The following is a 17,567-nucleotide window of genomic DNA, read 5'->3' as shown; positions in this document are numbered from 1 at the left end:
GAGGGTACGCCGGCACAGCGAATCCGGGTAGGGCCCGTTGCAACCACGGCCTTTTGCCCGCTCACGGTGCCGGGAAAGTTTTCCATGGTGCAATTCAATAATCCGCGGCTAAACAAGCACTATACCGGTGCGTTAGCGGCTATTTTTGGCTAAAGACATTGACGCATTTGCTGGCAGGCATTAGTCCTTTTTGGCATAAGAAAAGTCTTATTGCAGATGAAAAATAGCTAAAAAAAGCCTCATTTGTCATTTGCCTGTCATCAATGTCGGCATTGCGGAACTCACGCCGCCAGCGGGGCGGTAAGACTTATCCACTATTCCTGTGGATAACCGTGTGCATTAGGTTTAGAAAAGCCCGGCTAGACGAGAGCGGGCGCGGCCTCGTGGAGATTTGCTTGTATTCTCCACGTTTTTTTTAAATGTTATAAATACAAACGCTTAATTAAAATCAAGCGAATTTATAGGAGGCGCATCACCGATGTGTCAAATTGCATCATTAGGTGCCTCTTTATTAATTTCATAACGATTTGTAATAAAATCACCCCTGGTACGATCCTGTCGGATCGAACCGTACCGGCCGATGGGTCAATACTCTTGCACCCTTGAGCGGATAGCGTATTATAATACTGGTTTTGTATCCAGTGCTATCGCGCTGGTAAAATCGCCGCTCTGTTTCCATACTCAAACATGTTCCTCAGCAGGTAGCCCACGAGATATGAGTAAAGCGTTTAAACTGCAGTCAAGTTTCAAGCCGTCCGGCGATCAGCCGGAGGCGATACGTCGTCTGGAGGAAGGCTTGCTGGACGGCCTGGCCCATCAAACGCTGCTGGGGGTAACCGGTTCAGGCAAAACCTTTACCGTGGCCAATGTGATTGCCGATCTGAACCGGCCCACCATGGTGCTGGCGCCCAACAAGACGCTGGCCGCCCAGCTGTATGGGGAAATGAAGGCGTTTTTCCCGGATAACGCGGTGGAATACTTTGTTTCCTATTACGACTATTACCAGCCGGAAGCCTACGTGCCCAGTTCGGATACCTTTATCGAGAAAGACGCCTCGGTGAACGAGCATATCGAGCAGATGCGCTTATCCGCCACCAAGGCCCTGCTGGAGCGGCGCGATGTGATTGTGGTGGCGTCGGTTTCCGCCATCTACGGCCTCGGCGATCCGGACGCCTATCTGAAGATGATGCTGCATCTGACGCGCGGCATGATTATCGATCAGCGCTCTATCCTGCGCCGTTTGTCGGAACTGCAATACACCCGCAACGATCAGGCGTTTCAGCGCGGCACGTTCCGCGTGCGCGGCGAAGTCATCGATATCTTCCCGGCGGAATCCGATGAAGTAGCGCTGCGGGTGGAGCTGTTTGACGACGAAGTCGAGCGCCTGTCGCTGTTTGATCCGCTGACCGGCCAGGTGGATCAGGTGGTTCCGCGCTACACCATCTATCCGAAGACCCACTATGTCACGCCGCGCGAACGCTTGCTGCAGGCGATGGAAGATATCAAGGTCGAACTGGCGGATCGCCGCAAGAACCTGCTGGAAAATAATAAGCTGCTAGAAGAGCAGCGCCTGTCGCAGCGCACGCAGTTTGATTTGGAAATGATGAACGAGCTGGGTTATTGCTCCGGGATTGAAAACTACTCACGCTTTCTTTCCGGACGCGGGCCGGGCGAGCCGCCGCCCACGCTGTTCGATTACCTGCCCGCCGACGGGCTTTTGATCGTTGATGAATCCCATGTCACGATACCGCAAATCGGCGGCATGTACCGCGGCGACCGCGCCCGTAAGGAAACCCTGGTGGAGTACGGCTTTCGGCTGCCCTCCGCCCTGGATAACCGGCCGATGAAATTTGAGGAATTCGCCGCGCTGGCGCCCCAGACCATTTATGTCTCGGCGACGCCGGGCAAATATGAACTGGAAATGTGCGGGGGCGACGTGGTCGATCAGCTGGTGCGGCCGACCGGCCTGCTCGATCCGCTGATCGAAGTGCGCCCTGTCACCACCCAGGTGGACGATCTGCTCTCCGAGATCCGTAAACGGGTCTTGATCAACGAGAGGGTACTGGTCACCACCCTGACGAAACGCATGGCGGAAGATTTAACCGAATATCTTGAGGAGCACGGCGAGCGCGTGCGTTATCTGCATTCGGATATCGAAACCGTGGAGCGCGTCGAGATTATCCGCGACTTACGCCTGGGCGAATTTGACGTGCTGGTGGGCATCAACCTGCTGCGCGAAGGGCTCGATATGCCGGAAGTCTCCCTGGTGGCCATCCTGGACGCCGACAAAGAGGGATTCCTGCGCTCCGAGCGCTCGCTTATCCAGACCATTGGCCGCGCCGCGCGCAACCTTAACGGCAAAGCGATCCTGTACGGCGATAAAATTACCCCGTCCATGGCCCGCGCCATTGATGAAACCGAGCGCAGGCGCGTCAAGCAGCACGCCTATAACCAGGAACACGGCATTATTCCCCAGGCGCTCAATAAATCGGTGGCGGATATTATGGAGTTGGGCCAGTCGCCGGCCCACGCCAAGCAGAAAAAACGCAAGGCAATGGAAGCGGCGGCCCATTACGGCGACATGACGCCCAAGGCGCTGGATAAAAAAATCACCGAGCTGGAAGCAAAAATGCAGGCGCACGCGCAAAATCTGGAGTTCGAGGAAGCGGCCAGCGTGCGCGACGAAATCCACGCGCTGCGCGAGCATTTTATCGCCATATCCTGATCGGCCGCGCCGGCTCAGCCCAGCGCCTGCAGGGCGTGGTCCAGCGCCGCGCGCAGCAGAAGACGGTCGTGATGATGGGGCACGTCCGCGGCGGCCAGGGGCTGGCGGATCAGGAGACGATCGCGGATGCCGCCGGTATCGGCGGACGGGCCAGTGACCAGGGCGGCGATTATTGGTTGCCGGCCGATGGCCTGCTCCATCATGGCCAGTTTCTTCTGCAGGCTCATGTTCGCCGCGGCCAGGCTCAGTTCCCGCCCCAGGTTATCGATAAAGACCATGGGCGCCTGGGTCCGGCGCAGCGCCTGGGCTAAATCGGGCAGCAGCAGCAGCGGCATCAGGCTGGTCAGAAAGCTGCCCGGACCTATCAGGATAAGATCCGCCGCCGCAATAGCCTGCAACGCCTCGCGGGTAGCGCTGACCTGCGGGGTAAGCCGCAGGCTGGCGGGGAGTTCGGCCAGCCTGTCCACCGCCATTTCGCCATGGATGGTTTCCCCCGCGCCGGTGATCGCCAGCAGGTCCACCGCCTGCTCCGACATGGGGATTAGCAGGGCGTCCACCTTGAGCATATTGCGGATCAGGTTGATGGCTTCCAGCGGGCGCACGCTCAGGTTATCCAGCGCTTTAAGCATCAGGTTGCCCAGGTTATGGCCGGCCAGTTCACCCTGGCCGTTAAAACGGTATTCAAACATAGCCGCCGCGATGCTGGGTTCTGAAATCAATTGATTGAGGCAATTGCGGGTGTCGCCCCAGGCGATGCCGCCCTCTGACTGGCGTATCCGCCCGGTGGAACCGCCATTGTCGGTGGTGGTGACAATGCCGGTCAGGCGCGACCCCAGCGGGGAAAGGGCGGACATCACCCTGCCGAGGCCATGTCCGCCGCCCAGTGCCACCACCCGATCGAGATCCGCCAGGGTGCGATTACGCATACCTCTCCTTGCAACCACGTGATAAAACCCCCGGCGCCCGCAGGCCAGGTACGCCGCACGCCATGGCCGGTGGTAAGCGCGCCGGCGCCGAGCGGGGTTCTTGTTATGCTAAACATAGCCGATGGCGCGGCAAAAGCGAAATGCCGGCGCCAGATACGGGTTGCGGCTCGCACTATCATGATATTGCCAGGGTAACGACGGAGAGAAAGTCGCATGATTTCAACGCTATATATTTGTTTATATAGCGAAATTTCTCCTTGCGGCCATAGCGTCCAGTAACAATTAGGGCTAGAATAATTTTCAACCAGGTTTTACCGCGCTGATGACGGCGTCGGGAAGGCCAACTCCTAGCCTTTACGCCTAAGTGGCTCCTGCGAGCGATATGGCGTTCAGGCCGTGGCGACAGCCACCAGGGTGCAGGATAGAAATGTCCGCATCTCCCGTATTTGGAAAGGTGTTTAACGGTGCCAGAACTTATCGATGCGTTTGCGCGCAAGTTTTACTATTTGCGCCTGTCCGTCACGGACGTCTGCAACTTTCGTTGTACCTATTGTTTGCCCGACGGCTACCGTCCCAACGGCAATACCAATAAAAGTTTCCTGTCGCTGGATGAAATCCGGCGCGTCACCCAGGCCTTCGCCGAACTGGGCACGGAAAAAGTGCGCCTGACCGGCGGCGAGCCGTCGCTGCGGCGAGATTTCCGCGATATTATCGCCGCCGTGCGATCCCATCCGCAAATCCATACCCTGGCGGTTACCACCAACGGCTACCGGCTCGAGCGCGATATCGCCGGCTGGCGCGACGCCGGACTGACGGCGCTGAACGTTAGCGTCGACAGCCTGGACCCGCGCCAGTTCAGGCTTATCACCGGTCAAGACAAGTTCCGCCAGGTGATGGCCGGCATCGATGCCGCCTTTGCCGCCGGCTTCAGTAAGGTCAAGGTCAATACCGTGCTGATGCGCAACGTCAACGATATCCATCTTGACAGTTTTCTCGCCTGGATAAAAACCCGGCCCATCCAATTACGGTTTATTGAACTGATGGAAACCGGCGACGGCGGCGAGTTGTTCCGCACCCGCCATGTATCCGGCGACACAATTCGCCGGCGGCTGGAGCCGATGGGCTGGGAACTTCAGCCGCGCGGACGCAGCGACGGCCCGGCGCTGGTGTTCCGCCATCCGGATTACCAGGGTGAGATCGGCCTTATCATGCCTTATGCCAAGGATTTCTGCGCCAGCTGCAACCGCCTGCGGGTATCCGCCGTCGGCGATCTCCATCTTTGCCTGTTCGGCGAGGACGGCATTCCGCTGCGCGACCTGCTGGGGGACGATCGGGGGCTAGACAGGCTCAAAGATCGTATTTCGGGCGGCCTGCGGCTGAAGAAGCAGACCCATTTCCTGCATGAGGGCAATACCGGCGGTACCCGCAATTTGTCATTTATCGGCGGTTAAGGAAGAGTATGTCATCATTTACCCATATTAACGCCAGCGGCGAAGCCCACATGGTGGATGTCTCCGCCAAGGCCGAGACGCTGCGCGAAGCCCGCGCCGAGGCGTTTGTCACCATGTCCGCGGAGACGCTGGCCATGATCGTCGATGGCCAGCATCATAAAGGCGATGTCTTCGCCACCGCGCGTATCGCCGGCATCCAGGCCGCCAAACGCACCTGGGAACTGATTCCGCTTTGCCATCCGCTGGCGCTCAGCAAGGTCGAGGTCCACCTGACGGCGGAAACCGCCCGCCACCGGGTGCGCATCGAAACCCTCTGTCGCCTGACCGGCAAGACCGGCGTGGAGATGGAAGCATTGACCGCCGCCTCGGTGGCGGCGCTGACTATTTACGATATGTGCAAAGCGGCGCAGAAGGATATGGTTATCGGGCCGGTCAGGCTGCTGGCGAAAAGCGGCGGCAAATCCGGCGTTTTCACGGCGGAGGCATTATGATAACCGTGCTGTTTTTCGCCCAGGTGCGGGAGCGGGTGGGGGTCGACAGCCTGCGGCTTGATGATGACTACGGAAGCGTTGAGGCGCTGCGCCTGTCGCTTATGGCGCGCGGCGACCGTTGGGCGCAGGCCCTGGACGCCGACCAATTGCTGACGGCGGTAAACCAGGCGCTGGTCCCGCGTGAGCATCCGCTGGCCAGTGGCGATGAAGTGGCGTTCTTCCCGCCAGTGACCGGGGGCTGAGCCGCTATGGATGAGATGACAGACACACGTATCAGCGTCGGCCCGCAGTCCTTTGATATGGCGCGGGAGTACGCCTGGCTGGCGGACTGCGCTGACGACGGCGCGGTGGTGACCTTTACCGGCAAGGTACGCAACCGCAACCTGGGCGACGAGGTCAGCACCCTGACCCTCGAACACTACCCCGGTATGACTGAAAAGGCCTTGGCGGAAATCGTGGCGGAGGCCCGGCAACGCTTTGCGCTGCGGCGCGTCACGGTCATCCACCGGGTCGGCGCGCTGGCCACCGGCGAGCAGATCGTGCTGGTCGGCGTCAGCGGCGCCCATCGCGGGGCGGCGTTCGCCGCCGCCGAATTTATCATGGATTACCTGAAAACCCGCGCGCCGTTCTGGAAACGTGAAACCACCGACCAGGGCAGCCGCTGGGTGGATGCGCGCGACAGCGATCGCCAGGCCGCTGACCGGTGGCAGGCCTCCTGAAGAGAACCTCGCACCGGTGATTTTGCGCCGGGCCTTTGATTCGGCCCCCGGTTTTTGTGGTATGCTGTTTTCAGGTGGGTCGCCTTCGCGGCCTGTGTTTTCCGTTTACGTTAAAGGTGACAGTCATGGACCGATTTCCCCGTTCCCAGGGTTCGATAGTTGAACGCGCTGATGCCGGCATCCAGCCTTTTATGGCCCAGGTTTATGGCTGGATGACGTGCGGATTATTATTAACCGCCTTTGTTTCCTGGTACGCCGCCCGCACGCCGGCGGTGCTGAACCTGGTGTTTTCCAGCCAGATCACCTTCTTTGGCCTGATTATCGCCCAGCTGGCGCTGGTGTTCGTGATCTCCGGCATGGTCAACCGCCTCAGCGGCACGGTGGCCACCGGGCTGTTTATGCTCTACTCCGCCCTAACCGGGCTGACGCTGGCGAGTATCTTTATCGTTTATACCGCCTCATCCATCGCCGGCACCTTTGTGGTGGCGGGGGGCATGTTCGGCGTGATGTCTATCTATGGTTACACTACAAAACGTGATTTAAGCGGTTTCGGCAGCATGCTGTTTATGGCGCTGATCGGCATCGTGCTGGCGTCGGTGGTCAATATCTGGCTGAAAAGCACCGCGCTGATGTGGGCGGTGACCTATATCGGCGTGCTGGTGTTTGTCGGTTTGACCGCCTACGACACCCAGAAGCTGAAAAACATGGGCGCACAGCTTTCCATCGACGACAAGGATCAGTACCGTAAATATTCCATTGTCGGCGCGCTGACCCTGTATCTGGATTTCATCAACCTGTTCCTGATGCTGCTGCGTATTTTTGGCAACCGCCGGTAAGACTGGCCGACCGGGCGCCCCATGGCGCGCCAGGCCCGGATCACCGATGCTGCATAAGGCGTGTTAAAGGGAGAACATGCCAATGGGGTTGAATCGGGCGTGGTTTTCCCGCCCGACCGAGCGCCCCATGGCGCGGTATGCCCGCCAGCACCGCGCTTAAAGCAGACGTGTTAAAGGGAGAGCACCCCATGGCACGGCATGCCCGCCGCCACCGACTTAAAAACGATCCTGTTAAAGGAAGCCGAAAATGGATCTATCCCTGCAGCTTGCCAACTTTCACCGCCTCGATCTCATCGGTCCGCCCACCCCCCTTGAATTCCTCCCGCGCTTATCCGAGCACCTGGGACAGGAAATCTACATCAAGCGCGATGACGTGACGCCCCTGGCCATGGGCGGCAATAAACTGCGCAAGCTGGAATTTCTCGCCGCCGACGCCCTGCGCCAGGGGGCCGATACGCTGTTGACCGCCGGGGCCATTCAATCCAACCACGTACGGCAAACGGCGGCGGTGGCGGCTAAGCTCGGCCTGCACTGCGTCGCGCTGCTGGAGAACCCGATCGGCACCCAGGCGGAAAATTATCTTACCAACGGCAACCGCCTGCTGCTGGATCTGTTCGACGTCGAGGTGATAATGTGCGACGCCCTGGACGAACCGGATCGGCAACTGGCCGATACCGCCGAACGCCTGGAAGCGCAAGGGTTCCGCCCCTATGTGGTGCCGGTGGGCGGCTCCAATGTGCTGGGCGCGCTCGGCTATGTCGGCTGCGCGCTGGAAATAGCCCATCAGTGCGCCGGCCAGCTCGCCCCCGGTTATGTCGTCACCGCCTCGGGCAGCGGCGGCACCCATGCCGGACTGGCGCTGGGCCTGCAGGCGCTGATGCCGGAAACCCGGCTTATCGGCGTAACGGTTTCCAGGACCGACGCGCAGCAACGTCCGAAAGTGGCCGCCTTGCAGCGGCAATTGGCCGACGCGCTGGAATTCACCGCGCCGCTGGCGCCCATCCATCTTTGGGATGACTATTTCGCGCCCGGATACGGGGCGCCGAACGATGAAGGGCTGGCGGCCGTCAAGCTGCTGGCCAGGCTGGAAGGAATGTTGCTCGACCCGGTCTATACCGGCAAAGCCATGGCCGGGCTTATCGACGCCATCGACCAAAAACGCATCGGCCCGGAGCCGGTGATATTTATCCATACCGGCGGCGCGCCGGCGCTGTTTGCCTATCATCCCGGCGTATAAATGCCGTTGCCGCGCGCGCGGCGGCGTTTGCCTGATGCGGCCGGCGCGCGCTCATGATAATCTGCGCCCTGGGTTTTAAACAGTCGCCCCGCGGGGATAGTGACACGCGCTGATACGATCGGGAGTCGTAATGAGTACTATTGAAGTCAAGCAGCTGGTCAAGACCTTCAACGGCCAACGGGTGCTGAACGGCATCGACCTGTCAGTGAATACCGGCGACGTGCTGGCCATTGTCGGCCCCAGCGGCTCCGGCAAGACCACCCTGCTGCGCAGCATCAATTTACTCGAGGAGCCGGACAGCGGCACCATCCAGGTCGGGTCGATCGTCATTGACGGCGCCAGGCCGCTCAGCGCGCAAAAACGGCAAATCCGCGCCTTGCGCCAGCAGGTGGGCTTTGTCTTCCAAAGCTTTAATCTGTTTCCCCACCGTACGGTGCTGGAGAACATTATCGAAGGACCGGTGGTCGTCAAGGGCGAGCCGCGCGCCGAGGCTATCGAACGCGCCCGGGAACTGCTGGCCAAGGTGGGTCTGAGCGGCAAGGAAGACGCTTATCCCAAGCGCCTCTCCGGCGGCCAGCAGCAGCGGGTGGCCATTGCGCGCGCGCTGGCCATGCGCCCCGAGGTGATCCTGTTTGACGAACCCACCTCGGCGCTGGATCCCGAACTGGTGGGCGAAGTGCTGAACACCATCCGCGCGCTGGCGGAAGAAAAACGCACCATGATTATCGTTACCCATGAAATGAGCTTTGCCCGCGATGTGGCCGACCGGGCGATATTCATGGACCACGGCGTTATCACCGAACAGGGGTCGGCCAAGGCGATTTTTACCCATCCCGAGCACGAGCGAACCAAACAATTCCTGGATAAGTTTATTAATGCCCATTAATGTTTAGAGCATTTTTCTCTGGTTTTTCAGCAACAAAAGCCATGCGGGACGCCGGCTGGGCGGGGTAGATTACAGTTATTTACCTGATACCCATCCCATTTTGCCGGTAATTTTGCTACAATCCGTTCAATAGTTTTTGTCCGTTCACCATGGTAAGGCTTTGCCTCCCATCTGATTATCCCCCTGAGCGCAGACTGGACAGGCGACGTCGGGGCGGATCTGGAGTTTTTCATTATTATGTCATTTGAATCACTTGGCCTAAGTGCCGAGATTTTGCGTGCGTTATCCGAGAAGGGCTATGACAAGCCGACTCCGGTACAATCCCAGGCTATCCCGTTTGTGCTGCAAGGCCGCGATATCATGGCCAGCGCACAGACCGGCACCGGTAAAACCGCCGCGTTTACCCTGCCTATTCTGCAACTGCTGACCCAGCAGAGCCCGGCGGTGAAAGGTCGCCGTCCGGTACGGGCGTTGATCCTGACCCCGACTCGCGAGCTGGCCGCGCAGATTGGCGAAAATGTCGTGGAATACAGCGCCCATCTTTCCATCCGTTCGCTGGTGGTTTTCGGCGGCGTGAGCATTAACCCGCAGATGATGAAGCTGCGCGGCGGCGTCGATGTGCTGGTCGCCACCCCCGGCCGTCTGCTGGATCTGGCGCAGCAGCGTGCCGTCGATCTGTCCAGCGTGGAAATTCTGGTGCTGGACGAAGCCGACCGTATGCTGGACATGGGCTTTATCCACGATATTCGCCGCGTCATGAAACTGCTGCCGGCGAAAAAACAGAGCCTGATGTTCTCGGCCACTTTCTCCGATGACATCAAGGTGCTGGCCAATACCCTGCTCAGCAATCCGGCCGCGGTTGCCGTCGCACGCGACAATATCACCGCCGACCAGATTGAACAGCGTGTCCACCTGGTGGACAAAAAGCGCAAACACGAGCTGCTGTCTTATATGATTGGCAAGCACGACTGGCGTCAGGTGCTGGTATTTACCAAGACCAAGCATGGCGCCAATAAACTGGCGGAAGCGCTGAATAAAGACGGTATCACTTCGGCGGCGATCCATGGCAATAAAAGCCAGGGCGCACGTACCCGCGCCCTGGCCGATTTCAAAGCCGGCCAGGTGCGCGTGCTGGTGGCCACCGATATCGCCGCGCGCGGCCTGGATATCGATCTGCTGCCCCATGTCGTCAACTATGAGCTGCCGCTGATTGCCGAAGACTATGTGCACCGCATCGGCCGTACCGGCCGCGCCGCCGCCACCGGCGAGGCGCTGTCGCTGGTCTGCGTTGATGAACTCGGCCTGCTGCGCGATATCGAACGCCTGCTGAAAAAACCGATCCAGCGCATCGCGGTGCCCGGCTATGAGCCGGATCCGACCATTAAGGCCGAGCCGCTGCAAACCGGCCGCGGCAGCCGTTCCGGCGGACCGTCCCGTGGCGGCGCTTCCCGCGGTGGCCCGTCGTCCGGTAACGGCGGCGGCGCCCGCGACAGCGGCAACAGCGCGCGCGAAGGCGGAGCCCGCGAGGGTCGTCCGCCCCAGCGCCGCCGTACAGGCGAAGGCGCCTCGCAGCCGGGACGTGGCGCCGCGCCGCGCCGCCCGGCCGGCGGTTCCTCCGCTTACGCGGGTTCAGGCGCACGCGACAGCCGCGGCAAGAAATAAGCCGCGCCCCCTGGCCTGAAGCCCTGGTTTGACCCAGGGTTGCAGGCGGATCCTGGCGCCGCTTACCCGCGTTGGGCATCCGGTCATGCGACCGGCGGTATCCGCCCCGTATTTACCCCTGACACCCGATCAGCAGACCGCCCGCGCAAGCGCGGCGGTTTTTTTATAGGCGCCATTTGCCGCCGGGCAGGGCGGTAAAAGCGTTGATTTTGCCACCCCTCATCACCTACTATGGCGCTTCTTTCCGGCCGGGTACTTTATGCGCGTATTATTGGCACCGATGGAAGGCGTTCTCGATTCGCTGGTGCGGGAACTGCTTTGCGAGGTTAACGATTACGATCTCTGCATCACCGAATTTTTGCGGGTGGTGGACAGCCTGCTGCCGGTCAAATCCTTTTATCGCCTCTGTCCGGAACTGCATCATGCCAGCCGGACGCCCGACGGTACCCCGGTGCGGGTTCAGCTGTTGGGTCAATATCCCGAATGGCTGGCGGAAAACGCCTGGCGCGCGGTGCAGCTCGGCTCGCTGGGCGTGGATCTCAACTGCGGCTGTCCCTCCAAGACCGTAAACGGCAGCGGCGGCGGGGCCTCGCTGCTGAAAGATCCCGAGCTTATCTACCGGGGCGCCAAGGCCATGCGCGCCGCCGTACCGGCCCATCTGCCGGTGACGGTAAAAATCCGCCTGGGGTGGGATACCCCGCACCGCAGCATGGAAATTGCCGACGCGGTCCAGCAGGCGGGCGCCACTGAACTGGTGGTCCACGGCCGGACCAAGGAAGACGGTTACAAAGCGGAATGCATCGACTGGCCGGCGATTGCGGCAATCCGCCGGCGTTTAACCATCCCGGTGATCGCCAACGGTGAAATCCGCGACGGGAAAAGCGCCAGCGACTGCCTGGCGGTAACCGGCTGCGACGCGGTGATGTTGGGGCGCGGCGCGCTAAGCCTGCCGAACCTGAGCCGGGTAATAAAATATCGTGAACCCAGGATGCCGTGGCCGGACGTGGTTGATCTGCTGCAAAAATATGTGCGCCAGGAAAAGCAGGGCGACACCGGCCTGTACCATGTGGCGCGCATCAAGCAATGGCTGGGTTTCCTGCGCCAGGAGTATGACGAGGCCGCCACGCTGTTTGGCGACATCAGGGTTTTAAAAACCTCCGCGGACATCGCCCGGGTGATTGGCCGCCAGACGCAAGCCGGGAGCCGCTGCGCGTAACCATGCCGCCGCCATAGGCATTTTTTCCCTTCAAAAAGCCAACGTTTTGCTATGGTTATACAGGGTGTTAATCGGGGTTAACCCGGCTTTGCCGCCGGCATGGCGCGCGGGTCCGTTTGGCGGCACCAGGCCCACCGCGCAAGACCATAAACCTGATGGCCGTAACCCTCAAGGCCGCTATGGCCCATCGACACACTCTCCCTTTAACCTGTGGTGCATCAGGAGTATCTATGCTGCGTCGTCTGCTGTCCTTTCCCGGTATTACCGGTGTGGTTATCGCTCTTTTCGGCCTGGCGTTTATCGGGCTGGGAACCTGGCTGGCGACGCTTGGCGGCACGTTTTATTATCCGCTGGCTGGTGTGGCGCTCACCGCCTCGGGGATTATGATTGCCCGTCGGCAGGCGGCCGGCTGGTGGCTGTATCTGCTGGCCTTTATCGCCACCCTGGCCTGGGCGGTCTATGAAGTCGGCTTTGACGGCTGGCAATTGCTGCCCCGCCTGCTGGTGCCGGCGCTGCTCGGCTTGTGGTGCAGCATGCCGTTTATCACCCGGCCGGTATTCCCGTTGCGTTCCGACAGACGCCGGGCCACGGCGGCCGGGGTGATCTACCTGGCCGCTATCCTCGGCATTTTTGGGGCCGGCTTCCACGTCACCGAGACCCGGTTTGTCCATAACGCGGCGGTTGCGGCGCCATTGCCGCAAACGGCGACGTTCCCGGACGCGCAGCGTAACCAATGGCTCTATTACGGGCGCAATGCCGCCGGCGAGCGCTTTTCCCCCCTGGCGCAATTGACCCCCGCTAACGTCGGCCAATTGCAGCCCGCCTGGCGTTATGATACCGGCGATCTGCCGCGCGAGGGCGAGGATAAGGACGGCCGGGAATTTAATTTCGAGGTAACGCCGATTAAGATCCGCGATCGTCTGTATCTGTGTACCCCGCATCGTCGCGTTATCGCGCTGAACGCCACCACCGGCAAGCCCATCTGGAGCTATGACCCGCATACGGATACCGCCGCCAACGAATATCTCGCCTGCCGCGGCGTGGCGTATTATGCCGCGCCGGCCGATACGGGACAGGCCTGCGCCCGCCGCATAATCACCACCGCCGGCAATGCGCAAATGATGGCGCTGGACGCGGATACCGGCCGCCCTTGTGACGATTTCGGCGATCGCGGATTTGTCAGCCTGACCGACCAGATGGGCGATGTGCCGCCCGGCTTTCATTTTATTACCTCGCAGCCGCTGGTGGTGAAGGACCGGGTGGTGCTGGGAGGGTGGATTTACGACAACCAGGCGCGCGGCGAGCCGTCGGGCGTAGTGCGCGCCTATGATCCGGTAACGGGCAAACTGGCCTGGGCCTGGGATATGGGCCGGCCGGATCCCACCGCGCCGCTCAAGCCGGGCGAGACCTACACGCGCGGCACGCCGAACGGATGGGGCACCTATACCGCCGATACCGATCTCGGGCTGGTGTATATCCCGCTGGGCAACGCCACGCCTGATTACTACGGCGCCGCCCGCCGTCCGTTCGATAATAAATACTCGAGCGCGCTGGTCGCGCTGGATATCGAGACAGGCAAGGAGCGCTGGCATTTCCAGACCGTGCATCACGACGTCTGGGACTTTGATTTGCCCATCGGCCCTTCGCTGGTCGATTTGCCGTCGCCCGACGGCGTCGGCAGCGTGCATGCGCTGGTGCAAACCACCAAAATGGGCCAGCTGTTTTTGCTGGACCGCGCCACCGGCAAACCGCTGGCGCAGGTCATTGAAAAACCGGTGCCGACGCAGCCCTTGCTGCCGGGCGATACGCTGTCCCCCACCCAGCCGGACTCGGTGGGTATGCCGAACCTCTCGCCCGCCGATTTGAAAGAGCAGGATATGTGGGGCGCCACGCCGCTCGATCAGCTGTGGTGCCGCATCCAGTTTAAACGCGCCATCTATCATGGCCAGTACACGCCGCCCACGCTTGGCACCACTATCGCGTATCCCGCCTTTGACGGCGTGATGGACTGGTACGGCGCCTCCATCGACCCGGCGCGGCACCTGCTTATCGCCAATACCAGCTACATCCCCTTTACGGTGGAGACCATGCCCGCCGCCGAGGCGATCAACAAGGGGCTGATGAAACCCTGGGCGGGCTGGGGCAGCAAACAGCCCTATCCCAAACCCAAAGATTTTTCCGTCGGCCCGCAGTACGGCACCCCGTACGCGGCGGTGGTCAAACCCTGGCTGACCCCGCTCGGCGCTCCTTGCAGCGCGCCGCCCTGGGGGAAACTGGTGGCGATTGACCTGCAGACCCGGAAAATCGCCTGGGAGCGGCCGGTGGGCACCACGCGGGATATGAATATCTTTAATACCCATACCAATGCGCCGTTGCCGACCGGTATCTTCAGCATCGGCGGCAATATCATCACCGCCGGCGGCCTGGTCTTTATGGGCGCCACGGCCGATAACTATCTGCGCGCCTTTGACGAGGCTTCCGGCAAACAGCTTTGGCAGGCACGCCTGCCGGCGGGCGGCCAGGCGACGCCGATGACCTACCTGGGCGGGAACGGTCGCCAATATGTAGTGATTGCCGCCGGCGGCCATGGCGGCCTGCGTACCGAGCCGGGAGACGCCATCGTCGCTTATGCCCTGCCCAAGGATGCGGCGCGCTAGGCTATCCCGCGCCGGACCGATTTCTATCCGGACGCGGGACGCTAACGGCATGACGTCGGCCGCACCCTCCTTCGCACGGCCCTATCCGGCGTTAAAGGAACTATATTACCGGCGGTTCCTTGTCTTTTTCACCGGCAGGCTCTATTTTACGCTCATCCCCGCCGTGCCGGGTGCCCGGGGCCCTTGCCGCGGGCCAGCCGGTTATCGCCACGTTTACTAAGGTCCGGCCAGACACATGCGTTTTCTCCATCCCGTTAAGCACTATTTTACCGCGCGGCCCCGGCTGCTGATCGCCATCGCCGCCGGCGTGATCTGCTACTGGTGCCTGCCCGCGCAGTTTTCCACGCTGCTGCGCCTGATGATAAGCTGGAACGCCCTCGCCTGGCTGTATTTAGTATTCCTGTGGTGGGAGATGATGCGCGCCGGGCCGGAGGATATGCACGCCATCGCCTTGCGCCAGGACGAAAGCGCCAGCACGGTGCTGGCGTTGGTGACCTTGACCTGTATGGTCAGCGTACTGGTGATCCTGCTGGAGCTGAGCACGGTGAAACAGCTTTCCGGTTCGGTGAAAGCCTGGCATTTGATCCTGACCGGCGTGACGCTGGTGGTCTCCTGGGCGCTGCTGCCCACGGCGTTTGCCATGCACTATGCCCATCTGTTCTACCGCGATCGGGATGTTGCTGAAGTGCCGTTGCTGTTTCCCAAAGACCCGGAAAAACCGCTGTACTGGGATTTTCTCTATTTCTCGTTCACCATCGCCGTCGCCTCGCAGACCGCGGACATCGCCACCGGCACCACCGAGGCGCGCAAGGCAGCGCTGCTGCAATCGGTCATCTCTTTTATCTTCAACCTCGCCATCCTCGGCCTGTCGATAAACGTCGGCGCCGGCCTGCTGGGATAGCCTTGCGTCCATCTCCTGGCGCCTGCGGCGCCGCCCCGGCATCGTAGCGCGGTAGCTTCCGCGGCCGGGGATCTTGATTCCGTCATCTCATTGTCTTAAAACTGTCAAGCATGGCCCTTAGCATAGGGGCCACTTGCTGAAGCTGTGCAGAAGTCTATTTATGTTAAAACGCCTGTTTCCCTATTTGCTGCTCGCGCCCACCCTGATATTTTTAGCCGGCTTCACCTATTTTCCCCTGTTGCGCTCGCTGGTGGATAGCCTGTATGACTCGCGGCTTGCCACCGATAACCCGCCCTTTGTCGGCCTGGATAATTTTGTCCGCCTGTTCCAGGACCGGGTGTTCTGGCTCTCGGTCGGCAATAATCTGCTCTATATCCTGGTGACGGTGGTGCCCGGCGTGATCCTGGCGCTGTCGCTGGCGGTCTGGCTGGCGCGCAATACCCGGTTCAACCGGCTGCTGCGCGCGGCGTTTTTTTTCCCCACCATTATCCCGCTGGTCAGCGCCGCTACGCTTTGGACCTTTATCTTTATTCCCAACCTGGGCCTGCTGGACTATTACCTGGCTAAGGTCGCCGGCCCCATGGGCATTAATTACCTCGGCATGGGCAATAGCGCGCTGTTTGCCCTGGCGCTGGTCGGCATCTGGAAATTTGCCGGCTATTATATGCTGTTTTTCCTGGCCGCCCTGCAAGGCCTGCCCGCGTCGCCGCGCGAGGCGGCGCTGATGGAAGGGGCGTCGGAACGCCAGATATTCTGGTACATCCAGCTGCCGCTGCTCAGGCCGACGCTTAACTTTGTCATCATTATCGCCCTGGTGTATTCCATTACCCAAATCGATCATGTGGCCATCATGACCCAGGGCGGGCCCAATCACGCCAGCTCGGTGCTGTTGTATTACATCCAGGATCTGGCCAATAACAGCCATGATTTCGGCAAAGCCTCGGCCGCTACCTTTTTTACCGTGGTGGCGCTGTTTGTGATTTCCATCCTGAATCTGCGCACCCTGGAAAAAGGGGTGCACTATGAGCGCTAACCCGTCGTTTCCGCTGCGAACCTTATCCCTGCTGCTGGCGTGCGCCGCTTTCCTGTGGCTGTCGCCCCTGCTGTGGATGTTTTCCGCCGCCATCAGCCCGGACAGTTTTTCATCCGCGATGGCCTCGCTGGTGCCGCGCCGGCCGCTGACGCTGGCCACGCTTGCCGGGGCCTGGGACAGCGCCGACTGGCTGCGGCTGTATGCCAATACGCTGATTTTCGCGCTGGGGACCTTCCTGGTACAGCTGGTCACCATCACCACCGCCGGATATGTGTTCGCCTACCATGAATTCCGCGGTAAAACCCTGCTGTTTTACCTGCTGTTGATCCAGCTGATGATCATGCCGGTGATGCTGATGGTGCCCAATATGATGACCCTGCACCAGCTTGGCCTGCTCAACACCCTGACCGGCGCCATGATGCCGTACTTCGCGTCGGCCTTCGGCGTCTTCCTGATGCGCCAGGCCTTTCTGAATATTCCGCGCGAACTGGAGGATGCGGCCCTGATGGAAGGCAGCCGCTGGTGGCAGGTGGTGCTGTATGTGCTGCTGCCCATGACCCGTCCCGCGCTGATGGCGTTTGCCGCCGTGACCATTACCTATCATTGGAACGAATTTCTCTGGCCGCTGATGGTGCTTAACGATCCCGATAAGCAGGTGCTTACCGTGGGGCTGGCGTCCTTTGCCATGGGGGCGGAATCCGGCGGGCAGTGGGGCATGATCAGCGCCGGTTCGCTGATGGTCTGCCTGCCGCTGATGGTGGCGTTTATCTTATGCCAAAAGCACTTTCTCAGTGGTTTTGGTTTTTCCGGTATTAAATAAGGGGATA

Annotated in this window: 15 protein-coding genes and 1 riboswitch; of the genes, 14 read left to right on the top strand and 1 reads right to left on the bottom strand. The window is 60.6% G+C overall.

What is annotated here, in order from left to right; translation table 11 throughout:
• Nucleotides 1–715: 715 nt before the first annotated feature.
• Complete coding sequence (uvrB, locus tag ACL2XG_RS08990) at nt 716–2,725, top strand: excinuclease ABC subunit UvrB (protein ID WP_410016003.1); 2,010 nt, start codon at nt 716–718, stop codon at nt 2,723–2,725.
• Between the two features lie 14 nt (nt 2,726–2,739).
• Here uvrB and yvcK read toward each other — a convergent pair whose 3' ends face one another.
• The gene (yvcK, locus tag ACL2XG_RS08985) at nt 2,740–3,651 is read right to left on the bottom strand and encodes a uridine diphosphate-N-acetylglucosamine-binding protein YvcK (protein ID WP_413722335.1); all 912 of its coding nucleotides are present in this window, start codon (nt 3,649–3,651) and stop codon (nt 2,740–2,742) included.
• A gap of 332 nt (nt 3,652–3,983) precedes the next feature.
• Nucleotides 3,984–4,124, top strand: a riboswitch (molybdenum cofactor riboswitch).
• Here yvcK and moaA point away from each other — a divergent pair.
• The 13 genes from moaA (at nt 4,116) to ACL2XG_RS08920 (ending at nt 17,560) form a co-directional block, all read left to right on the top strand.
• Nucleotides 4,116–5,102, top strand: a complete 987-nt coding sequence (moaA, locus tag ACL2XG_RS08980; protein WP_413722336.1) for a GTP 3',8-cyclase MoaA — start codon at nt 4,116–4,118, stop codon at nt 5,100–5,102. It overlaps the preceding riboswitch by 9 nt.
• Before the next feature lie 8 nt (nt 5,103–5,110).
• Nucleotides 5,111–5,593 carry a cyclic pyranopterin monophosphate synthase MoaC gene (gene moaC, locus ACL2XG_RS08975; RefSeq protein WP_410016000.1) on the top strand — a complete coding sequence of 161 codons (483 nt, stop codon included), beginning with the start codon at nt 5,111–5,113 and terminating at the stop codon, nt 5,591–5,593.
• On the top strand, nt 5,590–5,835 hold the full coding sequence (gene moaD, locus ACL2XG_RS08970) for a molybdopterin synthase sulfur carrier subunit (RefSeq protein ID WP_410015999.1): 246 nt from the start codon (nt 5,590–5,592) through the stop codon (nt 5,833–5,835). Before moaC ends, moaD begins: the two co-directional genes overlap by 4 nt.
• 15 nt (nt 5,836–5,850) lie before the next feature.
• Nucleotides 5,851–6,312: a molybdopterin synthase catalytic subunit MoaE gene (gene moaE / locus ACL2XG_RS08965; RefSeq protein WP_410016597.1), complete on the top strand. Its 462-nt coding sequence runs from the start codon at nt 5,851–5,853 to the stop codon at nt 6,310–6,312.
• Nucleotides 6,313–6,437: 125 nt separating this feature from the next.
• On the top strand, nt 6,438–7,148 hold the full coding sequence (locus ACL2XG_RS08960; protein WP_413722337.1) for a Bax inhibitor-1 family protein: 711 nt from the start codon (nt 6,438–6,440) through the stop codon (nt 7,146–7,148).
• A gap of 247 nt (nt 7,149–7,395) precedes the next feature.
• On the top strand, nt 7,396–8,385 hold the full coding sequence (locus ACL2XG_RS08955) for a D-cysteine desulfhydrase (RefSeq protein WP_410015997.1): 990 nt from the start codon (nt 7,396–7,398) through the stop codon (nt 8,383–8,385).
• Between the two features lie 130 nt (nt 8,386–8,515).
• The gene (gene tcyN / locus ACL2XG_RS08950) at nt 8,516–9,271 is read left to right on the top strand and encodes an L-cystine ABC transporter ATP-binding protein TcyN (RefSeq protein ID WP_413722338.1); all 756 of its coding nucleotides are present in this window, start codon (nt 8,516–8,518) and stop codon (nt 9,269–9,271) included.
• 237 nt (nt 9,272–9,508) lie between these two features.
• Nucleotides 9,509–10,933, top strand: coding sequence for an ATP-dependent RNA helicase RhlE (rhlE, locus tag ACL2XG_RS08945; protein WP_413722339.1), 1,425 nt, complete (start codon nt 9,509–9,511; stop codon nt 10,931–10,933).
• A 259-nt stretch (nt 10,934–11,192) separates the two neighbouring features.
• Complete coding sequence (gene dusC, locus ACL2XG_RS08940; protein ID WP_413722340.1) at nt 11,193–12,149, top strand: tRNA dihydrouridine(16) synthase DusC; 957 nt, start codon at nt 11,193–11,195, stop codon at nt 12,147–12,149.
• Nucleotides 12,150–12,379: 230 nt separating this feature from the next.
• The gene (locus ACL2XG_RS08935; RefSeq protein WP_413722341.1) at nt 12,380–14,806 is read left to right on the top strand and encodes a membrane-bound PQQ-dependent dehydrogenase, glucose/quinate/shikimate family; all 2,427 of its coding nucleotides are present in this window, start codon (nt 12,380–12,382) and stop codon (nt 14,804–14,806) included.
• A gap of 235 nt (nt 14,807–15,041) precedes the next feature.
• Entirely contained in the window at nt 15,042–15,707 is a 666-nt protein-coding gene (locus ACL2XG_RS08930) for a DUF1345 domain-containing protein (RefSeq protein ID WP_413722342.1), read from the top strand.
• Between the two features lie 160 nt (nt 15,708–15,867).
• Complete coding sequence (locus ACL2XG_RS08925; RefSeq protein WP_413722343.1) at nt 15,868–16,740, top strand: carbohydrate ABC transporter permease; 873 nt, start codon at nt 15,868–15,870, stop codon at nt 16,738–16,740.
• Nucleotides 16,730–17,560 carry a carbohydrate ABC transporter permease gene (locus ACL2XG_RS08920; RefSeq protein ID WP_410015991.1) on the top strand — a complete coding sequence of 277 codons (831 nt, stop codon included), beginning with the start codon at nt 16,730–16,732 and terminating at the stop codon, nt 17,558–17,560. The genes ACL2XG_RS08925 and ACL2XG_RS08920 overlap by 11 nt, the downstream gene beginning before the upstream one ends.
• The last annotated feature ends 7 nt before the right edge of the window (nt 17,561–17,567 follow it).

The sequence above is a fragment of the Sodalis sp. RH24 genome, from assembly GCF_047324145.1.
Lineage (GTDB): Bacteria > Pseudomonadota > Gammaproteobacteria > Enterobacterales > Enterobacteriaceae > Acerihabitans.
The sequence above is the reverse complement of the archived record's forward strand: the minus strand, read 5'-3'. Positions and strand labels throughout refer to the sequence as shown.